This is a genomic window from uncultured Marixanthomonas sp., from assembly GCF_963974425.1.
In the GTDB taxonomy this organism is placed as follows: domain Bacteria; phylum Bacteroidota; class Bacteroidia; order Flavobacteriales; family Flavobacteriaceae; genus Marixanthomonas.
Genome location: NZ_CAXBCK010000003.1, coordinates 88056 through 97571, shown reverse-complemented (window position 1 = coordinate 97571; position 9516 = coordinate 88056). Strand labels below are relative to the sequence as shown.

Here is a 9516-nt window from a genome sequence, read left to right as displayed (position 1 = left end):
CTTCCAGACAATGGTAAGTGACCTTACAGGGATGAAATTGGCAAACGCTTCTTTGTTAGACGAATCTACCGCTGCTGCTGAAGCTATGTCGCTTCTATTTGCTGTGCGTAGCCGAGAGCAAAAGAAAAGTAATGCGGTAAAATTCTTTGTTTCTGAAGAAATACTTCCACAAACCCTTTCTGTTTTACAAACCCGTGCTGTACCTATTGGTGTAGAAATCGTGGTGGGTAATCACAAAGAGTTTGATTATTCTGAAGGATTTTACGGCGTTATGCTACAATACCCTGGAAGAACTGGAAACGTACATAGCTTTAAAGATTTTATAAAGCAAGCGAACGATTCAGATATAAAAGTAGCCGTTGCCGCCGATATTTTAAGCTTGGTAAAGCTAGAGTCTCCAGGACATTTTGGAGCTGATGTTGTTGTAGGCACCACTCAACGTTTTGGTATTCCATTAGGATACGGAGGACCACACGCAGCTTATTTTGCAACACGCGAAGAATTTAAACGCCACATACCAGGACGTATTATTGGTGTTACAAAAGACCTTGACGGTAACCGTGCTCTACGAATGGCGTTACAAACCCGCGAACAACATATTAAACGGGATCGGGCAACTTCCAACATCTGTACAGCACAAGTATTATTAGCTGTAATGGCTGGAATGTATGCTGTATATAACGGCCCAGATGGTTTGCAGGACATTGCAGATAAAGTTCATAACACAACTGCAACATTAGCAAATGCTTTAGAAGAAATAGGGTTATATCAAATGAATGACACCTATTTTGACACCATTGCTATTAAAACCGATGCCACTAAAATTAAATATATAGCCGAAGCCAAGAACATCAACTTCTACTATCCCGATGATGAAACGGTTTCAATTGCTGTTAATGAAACAACTACCTTAAAAGACCTTAACAAAATAGTGGCTGTCTTTGCTGAAGCAACCAATAAAAAGGTAATTAAGGTTACAGAAATTATAAAAGGAAATGCAATTCCTGCCGAAGCGGCTCGTCAAACAAAATTCCTTACCAGCGATGTGTTCAATAGTTACCATAGTGAAACGGAATTAATGCGCTACATTAAAAAACTGGAACGCAAAGATCTATCATTAAATCATTCTATGATTCCGTTGGGTTCGTGTACAATGAAACTGAACGCTGCTGCTGAGATGCTTCCTTTAAGTGATCCACAATGGGGAAATATTCATCCATTTGTTCCTATTGAACAAGCAGAAGGATATCAGCAAGTATTAAAAAAGCTAGAAGATCAATTAACCGAAATCACTGGCTTTGCAGCAACCTCATTACAACCTAACTCAGGTGCACAAGGAGAATACGCAGGCTTAATGGTAATTCGTGCGTATCACGAATCTCGGGGAGAATCAAACCGAAACATCTGTTTAATTCCTTCATCTGCTCACGGTACTAATCCTGCAAGTGCAGTTATGGCCGGTATGAAAGTAGTCGTGACCAAAGCAGGTGACAATGGTAACATTGATGTAGACGATCTTCGTGAAAAAGCCGAAAAGCATAAAGACAACTTAGCTGCTTTAATGGTAACATATCCATCAACACACGGAGTATATGAATCTGCCATTAAAGAAGTGACGAGTATTATTCACGAAAACGGCGGACAAGTATATATGGACGGTGCCAATATGAATGCTCAGGTAGGGCTAACCAATCCAGGTAATATTGGAGCAGATGTATGTCACTTAAACCTGCACAAAACATTCTCTATCCCTCACGGAGGCGGTGGTCCAGGTGTTGGCCCAATTTGTGTTGCAAAACAATTGGTACCATTTTTACCAACCAATCCAATAATCAAAACAGGTGGCGACAAAGCCATTACTGCTATTTCGGCTGCACCTTTTGGCAGTTCATTGGTTTGTTTAATATCGTATGCATATATTAGAATGCTTGGTGTAAGCGGCTTAAAACAGGCAACTCAATTTGCTATTGTAAATGCCAATTACATCAAAGAAAGGTTAAAGGGGCATTACGAAACCCTCTATAGTGGTGAGCGCAACCGTGCAGCACACGAATTGATCATCGATTGTCGTCCGTTTAAAGAGCATGGCATTGAAGTGACCGATATTGCCAAGCGATTAATTGACTATGGTTTCCACTCACCGACAGTTTCATTTCCGGTAGCAGGTACGCTAATGATAGAGCCTACTGAAAGTGAAAGTAAATATGAACTGGATCGTTTTTGTGATGCAATGATATCTATTAGAATGGAAATCGACTCTGTTTCAAAAGAAAACACCAATAACGTTCTTAAAAATGCACCGCATACCTTAAAAATGCTTACAGATGATAGTTGGAATTTCCCATACAGCAGAAAAGATGCAGCCTATCCTTTGGACTATGTTGCCGAAAACAAATTCTGGCCAACGGTTAGAAGAGTTGACGAAGCTTATGGCGACCGTAACCTAGTTTGTACATGCGAGCCTATTGAATCATATATGGAAGAAGCATAACTGCTATTTAACAAAAAATCCTTACTTTAACAGTTGAGGATTTTTTTTTATGATTTTAAAATTGCAATCTAAAACGGAATGGTTTATTATTAACTTACTATATTTCAGTAATTTAAATTAAAAAGCGTAATGAGTACAAAGATAACAGGTGTAGGAAGCTTTATTCCAAGTGGGATAGCTCCTAATAACCAATTTGAAAACCATAGTTTTTACAATGAAGATGGCTCTCTTTTTGGACATGAAAACGCAGTGATTATTGAAAAATTTGAAGCCATTACCGGTATTTCAGAAAGACGATACATCAAAAATGAGCTCACAACATCAGATATCGCTTTTTTTGCTGCTCAAAAAGCAATTGAAGATGCAGGTATTGATAAGGAAGAGTTGGATTATATTATTGTTGCCCATAATTATGGTGATGTAAAACACGGTGACCACCAAAGCGATACCGTTCCTAGTATTGGTTCGCGCGTTAAGCATTTGCTGAGAATAGAAAACTCAAAATGTGTTGCTTACGATGTTTTATTTGGTTGTCCCGGTTGGATTGAAGGGATGATTCAAGCAAACGCTTTTATTAAAAGTGGCATCGCCCAAAAATGTTTGGTAATTGGTGCCGAAGCACTATCTCGTGTAGTAGATCAACACGATCGTGATTCAATGATTTATAGTGATGGTGCTGGTGCGACTGTTGTAGAAAAAACAAATGGCGATTCTGGTATAATCACGCATAGCAGCGCAACATTCGCTTATGATGAAGCTCATTTTATCTTTTTTGGAGAAAGTAATAATCAAGAAATTAGTGATACACGTCGGTATATTAAAATGTACGGCCGGAAAATTTACGAATTTGCTCTAAACAATGTTCCAGAAGCGATGAAAGCTTGTTTGGAAGAAGGCAATGTTTCAATAAAAGATTTGAAGAAAGTCTTTATTCACCAAGCGAATGAAAAAATGGACGAAGCCATTATAAAACGATTTTACAAATTATACGGTAAAACTCCTCCCGAAAACATTATGCCTATGAGCATTAACAAACTAGGGAATTCTAGTGTAGCTACTATCCCTACGCTGTTCGATCTTGTAAAGAACAATAAGATGGAAAATCACGAAATAAATAAAGGCGACATCATCTTATTTGCTAGTGTAGGTGCAGGAATGAACATCAATGCAATTCTTTACAAAGTATAAAGCTATATGTACGAAGGCAAATTTCCGAAGAAACGCTACAAGCATACTTTAAAGTTTCTAAAAGAAGTGGTAAAAACCGATGAATCTATTTTGGATTTAGGCATTACCAACCCTTTTTCTGAAATATTACAAAAAAAAGGATTCAACGTTACCAACACCAAAGGAGAAGACCTTGACCTACAAACAGACGCAGTAAAAACCCCCGATTACGATGTGGTTACTGCTTTTGAAATATTTGAACATCTTGTAGCACCTTTTAACGTATTACAAGATATTCAGGCAAAAAAATTGGTAGCTTCCGTTCCTTTAAAATTATGGTTCGCCTCAGCATATAAAAGTAAAACTGATGAACGCGATCGCCATTTTCATGAATTTGAAGATTGGCAATTTGATTGGTTGCTAGAAAAAGCCGGATGGACCATTAAAAAGCGAACAAAATTTACGAATCCAGTGAAAAAAGTAGGATTTCGACCCATTTTACGTCGTTTTACTCCACGATATTATATGGTGTATGCAGAACGCTTATAAATGAGATTCTGTATCATCATACCGGCGCATAATGAAGAAGCTTACTTAGAACAAACGCTCCAGTCGTTAGTCTCGCAAACGCTGCTTCCTCAAAAAATAATTATTGTAAACGATCATTCTACAGATGGCACGCAAACAATTATCAATCAATTTACAGCTACCTATCCTTTTATTTTCGGAATTGAAACCACCTCAACAGCAAAACACGAACCAGGAAGCAAAGTAATTAATGCGTTTAATAAAGGACTTGAAGTTTCAGATACTGACTATGAAGTAATCTGTAAATTTGATGCAGACCTTATTTTTCCGAAGGATTATTTAGAGAAAATTTCTATCCTATTTAAAAACAACCCCAACTGCGGAGTAGCGGGTGGTTTCTGCTACATTCAGAAAAAAGAAAAATGGGTTTTAGAAAATTTAACCAATGCAGATCATGTTCGGGGTGCATTAAAAGCTTACCGAAAAGAATGCTTTCAACAAATTAACGGACTAAAAAGCACTATGGGCTGGGATACCGTTGACGAACTTCTAGCCCAATATCACGGTTGGCAAATATGTACGGACAAAACCTTACACGTTAAACATCTAAAACCAACCGGAAAAACCTACACCAAAGCAGCTCGCTACAAACAAGGAGAAGCATTCTACAGGTTACGATATGGACTGGTTTTAACTACAATTGCTTCCGCAAAACTCTCCCTCAAAAAGAAGAGCTTCAATTACTTTATCGATTGTATTTGTGGGTATTTAAAAGCTAAAAAAAGCACCATTAAACCTATAGTTTCAAAAAAAGAAGGTGTTTTTATTCGAAGGCTCCGTTGGAAGGGAATTAAAAGGAAATTTTTATAACCTTTCGATAACTTGTAGGTATTCAATTCTATGTATTTTTGCAGCTAATTAACATCAAAAATCTGTAATGAAACTAGTTTCCCTATTCCTTTCTGCCATTGTCCTTGTTTTATTCACTAACTGTGTATCAGTACAAGTAAAAGACAATAACCTAACAACCACTTCAACAAACAAAAAACCTAAAAATGTTATTTTATTGATTGGTGATGGAATGGGTTTGAGCCAAGTTTCATCAGCGTTGTACTTTCAAGAAAACACTTCAAGTTTTGAACGCTTCCCAACTATTGGACTTATTAAAACATCCTCTGGAAGTGACCTTATCACAGATTCGGCTTCAGGGGCTACAGCTTTTGCTTCTGGCGTAAAAACATACAATGGGGCCATTGGTATGGATCTAGACACTGTCCCTACCCCCACTATTCTTGAAGAGGTTTCAAAAAAAGGACTAAGCACTGGTTTAGTTGCGACTTCTTCCATTGTACATGCAACACCAGCTAGCTTTTTTGCACACGTAAAAAAAAGAAGACAATATGAAGATATCGCTGCCTTTATGCCTACTAGTGACGTCGACTTTTTTGCTGGAGGAGGACAGAAATTTTTCAACAACAGAAAAGATGGTCGCAACCTATATTCTGAGTTAGAGGAAAACGACTTTCAGGTATATACTGATAAATTACCAACAACTCTTTCAGAAAAAAAGGAAGCGATACTCCTTGCTGAAGATGGCATGCCTAAAAAAATTGACGGCCGCGGCGACTTTTTACCAGACGCCACACAATTAGCTATTAAAAAACTGACACAAAACAAAGAAGGATTCTTTTTAATGGTTGAAGGCTCTCAAATAGATTGGGGCGGACACTCAAACGAAGCTGATTATTTAATAGGGGAAGTAGTAGACTTTGACAAAGCAATAGGTGTCGCACTTGATTTTGCAAATATCAACAAGGAAACACTGATAATTGTTACTGCAGATCACGAAACAGGCGGATTCACATTAGCATCAGATGAAGGAGATTACAATAAAATTAAATCTACTTTTTCTACAAGCGGGCACTCTTCGACTATGGTTCCTGTTTTCGCAAAAGGACCTGGCGCTGAGCATTTTAACGGTATTTATGAAAACACTGAAATTTACACTAAAATAAAGCAACTACTTTTAGAGGAGTAATATTTAAAATACCTTACTTATTTTTACGAGCAACACTCATTGAATTTTGTTACTTTAGCAGTATCTTAAACGCTTATGAAGTACCTACGTGATATTGGTTCCTATTTTATAATGTTAAAAAAGGTTTTTGGTAGCTTTACCAAACGATCTGTATTACGGGAGCTTGTTTTTAAGGAAATTGACGACTTAATCATCAGCTCGCTCGGTATCGTTTCTTTTATCTCCTTTTTTGTGGGAGGTGTGGTTGCAATCCAAACCGCTCTTAACATGACAAACCCAATAATCCCTGAATCGCTTATTGGTTTTGCCACTCGACAATCGGTAATATTAGAATTTGCACCTACGTTTATTTCTATAATTATGGCTGGTAAAGTAGGTTCATTCATTACATCGAGCATTGGTTCTATGCGAGTTACCGAACAGATTGACGCATTAGAAGTAATGGGAATTAATTCATTAAATTATTTAGTATTCCCGAAGATAATCGCCTTAATGTTCTATCCATTTTTAATTGCTATAGCGATGTTTTTAGGTGTTATTGGGGGTTGGTTAGCCGGTGTGTATGGTGGGTTTACTTCCTCAACCGCTTTTATTGAAGGACTACAAGACGACTTTATTCCATTTCAGTTATTTTATGCATTTTTCAAAACATTCGTATTTGCTTTCATTTTGGCAACCGTCCCGTCTTGGCAAGGATATTATATGAAAGGTGGATCGCTTGAAGTTGGTAAAGCCAGTACAAACTCCTTTGTTTGGACCAGTGTGCTCATTATACTAGCAAATTACGTAATAACGCAACTCCTTTTAAGCTCATGATAAAAGTAGAAGACATACATAAAAGTTTTGGAGACGAAGAAATATTAAAAGGAATTTCTACTACGTTCGAAAAAGGAAAAACCAACCTTATCATTGGCCAGAGTGGTAGTGGTAAAACGGTCATGCTTAAATGTCTTATTGGGCTTTTTAAACCAGAAGAAGGCCGCATTTACTATGAAGATGAAGCCATACAGGATATGGATGATGAAAAACAGCGGGCTCTTCGTGAAGATATTGGTATGCTGTTTCAAGGTGGCGCGTTGTTCGACTCAATGACTATAGAACAAAACGTGATGTTTCCTTTACGAATGTTTACCAAACAGAAAAAAAGTGAAATGCTAGAGCGCGTTAATGAAGTATTGGCAAGGGTCGATCTTAAAAATGTTAATAAAAAATTTCCTGCTGAAATTTCTGGAGGGATGCAAAAACGGGTTTCCATTGCCCGAGCGATTGTTAACCGTCCTAAATTTTTATTTTGTGACGAACCCAATTCAGGTCTCGATCCTAAAACTGCTACGCTAATTGACAACTTAATCCAAGAGTTGACACACGAATACGATATTACTACTGTTGTGGTAACCCACGATATGAATTCGGTTATGGAAATAGGAGAAAAAGTAGTTCTTCTTAAATTAGGAAAATTGGTGTGGCAAGGCACCAACGAAGAGATTTTTAAAACCGACAATGAAGATGTAACCAACTTTGTGTATTCTTCAGATTTATTTAAAAAAATAAGAGAAGTTCAGATAAAAGAACAATAATTTAACCTAAGCTGTTACGTATCAATTATTTTCCATAATTTTAAGGACTCTATTTCCTATTATTATGAAAAAAACATTACTCTCCAGCATCTTTTTACTAGCTACACTTGGCATATTTGGTCAAGTTTCATTTGTAAATCAATCTAATCTCATCGATTCATTTCCTGATACTTCAGAATGTGCTGTCGATATGAACGGCGATAATCTAGACGATTATGTGCGCCTATCCGGCAGCGGGATTGGGATTGATTACCAACAGCCTGACGGTTCATTTGAATCTATCATGTACAATATTTCTATCCAGAACCCTCCTAATTGGAGCGTAGCAGCTGGTGATTTAGATGGCAATGGTTACAACGACCTTGTACTAGGTAATGGCTCACGTGTTTCGTTTTTAATGGCAAATGAAGATGGCACAAGTTATACAGAAGATGCTTCGCACGAAGAATACATTTTTTCGCAACGCTCTACTATGGCCGATATTGACAACGATGGCGACTTAGATGCGTTTGTATGCCATGATGTTGACCTTAGCCACCCTTACAGAAATGATGGCGAAGGAAATATGACTCTAGATCAATCTTTGATTGAAACTATTGACCTCCCTGGAAATTATGCAGCTATATGGGTAGATTATGATAATGATGGTGATACCGATATGTATTTAACCAAATGTCGTGGGGGGTCAAACCCTGGAGATCCTGAACGTGACAATGCCATGTACACCAATAATGGTGATGGCACCTTTACGGAAAATGCCGAAGCTATTGGAATGAAAGATAACGCTCAATCTTGGGCAACCGTTTTTGAAGATTTTGATAATGATGGTGATTTTGATGCCTTCATTGTAAATCACGATTTTCAAAACCGACTCATGGAAAATGACGGGACAGGAAATTATAAAGATATCATTGAATTCTCAGGAATCGACCCAACCGATTTAGGTGCTTGGGAAAATCAAGCAGCTGACTTTAACAACGATGGTTTTGTAGATATTTTTTCTGAAATGTCTAAAGAACTATATATCAACAATGGTGATATGACCTTTACTGGAATGGATCTTCCTTTTGATGAAGGGGCAATTGCAGACCTAAACAACGACGGATTTTTAGATGTTGTAAATGACGGTCAATTGTGGATTAATGAAGGAGCAAGCAATAACAATTGGGTGAAACTAATTTTGAAAGGCAAAGAAAGCAATATAAACGGAATTGGCGCTCGTATTGAAGCGTATGGAGCTTGGGGCAAACAAATGCGCGAAGTGCGTTCTGGCCAAGGTTTTAGCCATATGAATAGTCTTTCGGCACATTTTGGGATAGGCGAAAGCGAAAGTATCGAAAAAATAACAATTACTTGGCCTTCCGGAACCGTTGACCAAATCGAAAACCCCGATATAAACACCCTTCATGAAATTAATGAAGGAGATTTTCCGCTTTCAGTTGGGGAAACAGATATTGATATGGTTACCATATACCCTAACCCAACCTCCTCTGTTTTAAATTTTTCAAATAAAGAACTAGAAAATACTCCGGTACGCATTGTGGATATTACCGGAAAAACGGTATTAAACGCTAGAATATCTTCAGAAAACAACTTAAATGTAGAAGCTCTAAAGAGCGGTGTTTATTTTGCACAGTTTATGGTAGACGAACAAAATGTAAGTCATAAGTTTATTAAACAGTAAAAATAATTTTTTAAAATGTAGCTAAAACGCC

The 9516-nt window shown here is 37.5% G+C and carries 8 protein-coding genes; all 8 read left to right on the top strand.

Annotation, left to right across the window (positions count from 1 at the left end; all coding sequences use genetic code 11):
• Nucleotides 1-2491, top strand: a 2491-nt coding sequence (gcvP, locus tag AACZ92_RS01560; RefSeq protein ID WP_339696214.1) for an aminomethyl-transferring glycine dehydrogenase, incomplete at its 5' end; no start/stop codon positions are given.
• A gap of 129 nt (nt 2492-2620) precedes the next feature.
• A complete protein-coding gene (locus tag AACZ92_RS01555) occupies nt 2621-3679 on the top strand; it encodes a 3-oxoacyl-ACP synthase III family protein (protein ID WP_339696211.1) in 1059 nt (352 codons plus the stop codon).
• A 6-nt stretch (nt 3680-3685) separates the two neighbouring features.
• The gene (locus AACZ92_RS01550) at nt 3686-4207 is read left to right on the top strand and encodes a methyltransferase (RefSeq protein WP_339696208.1); all 522 of its coding nucleotides are present in this window, start codon (nt 3686-3688) and stop codon (nt 4205-4207) included.
• Nucleotides 4208-5056, top strand: coding sequence for a glycosyltransferase family A protein (locus AACZ92_RS01545; RefSeq protein ID WP_339696205.1), 849 nt, complete (start codon nt 4208-4210; stop codon nt 5054-5056).
• 67 nt (nt 5057-5123) lie between these two features.
• The gene (locus AACZ92_RS01540) at nt 5124-6224 is read left to right on the top strand and encodes an alkaline phosphatase (RefSeq protein WP_339696202.1); all 1101 of its coding nucleotides are present in this window, start codon (nt 5124-5126) and stop codon (nt 6222-6224) included.
• A 75-nt stretch (nt 6225-6299) separates the two neighbouring features.
• Nucleotides 6300-7040, top strand: coding sequence for an ABC transporter permease (locus AACZ92_RS01535; RefSeq protein ID WP_339696199.1), 741 nt, complete (start codon nt 6300-6302; stop codon nt 7038-7040).
• Nucleotides 7037-7801, top strand: coding sequence for an ATP-binding cassette domain-containing protein (locus tag AACZ92_RS01530; protein WP_339696196.1), 765 nt, complete (start codon nt 7037-7039; stop codon nt 7799-7801). Before AACZ92_RS01535 ends, AACZ92_RS01530 begins: the two co-directional genes overlap by 4 nt.
• Nucleotides 7802-7865: 64 nt before the next feature.
• Nucleotides 7866-9485 carry an FG-GAP-like repeat-containing protein gene (locus tag AACZ92_RS01525; RefSeq protein WP_339696193.1) on the top strand — a complete coding sequence of 540 codons (1620 nt, stop codon included), beginning with the start codon at nt 7866-7868 and terminating at the stop codon, nt 9483-9485.
• The last annotated feature ends 31 nt before the right edge of the window (nt 9486-9516 follow it).

Coding starts and splice junctions, on each gene's coding strand:
- AACZ92_RS01535 (WP_339696199.1), top strand. CDS start 6,300: ATGAAGTACCTACGTGATATTGGTTCCTATTTTATAATGTTAAAAAAG.
- AACZ92_RS01550 (WP_339696208.1), top strand. CDS start 3,686: ATGTACGAAGGCAAATTTCCGAAGAAACGCTACAAGCATACTTTAAAG.
- AACZ92_RS01555 (WP_339696211.1), top strand. CDS start 2,621: ATGAGTACAAAGATAACAGGTGTAGGAAGCTTTATTCCAAGTGGGATA.
- AACZ92_RS01545 (WP_339696205.1), top strand. CDS start 4,208: ATGAGATTCTGTATCATCATACCGGCGCATAATGAAGAAGCTTACTTA.
- AACZ92_RS01525 (WP_339696193.1), top strand. CDS start 7,866: ATGAAAAAAACATTACTCTCCAGCATCTTTTTACTAGCTACACTTGGC.
- AACZ92_RS01530 (WP_339696196.1), top strand. CDS start 7,037: ATGATAAAAGTAGAAGACATACATAAAAGTTTTGGAGACGAAGAAATA.
- AACZ92_RS01540 (WP_339696202.1), top strand. CDS start 5,124: ATGAAACTAGTTTCCCTATTCCTTTCTGCCATTGTCCTTGTTTTATTC.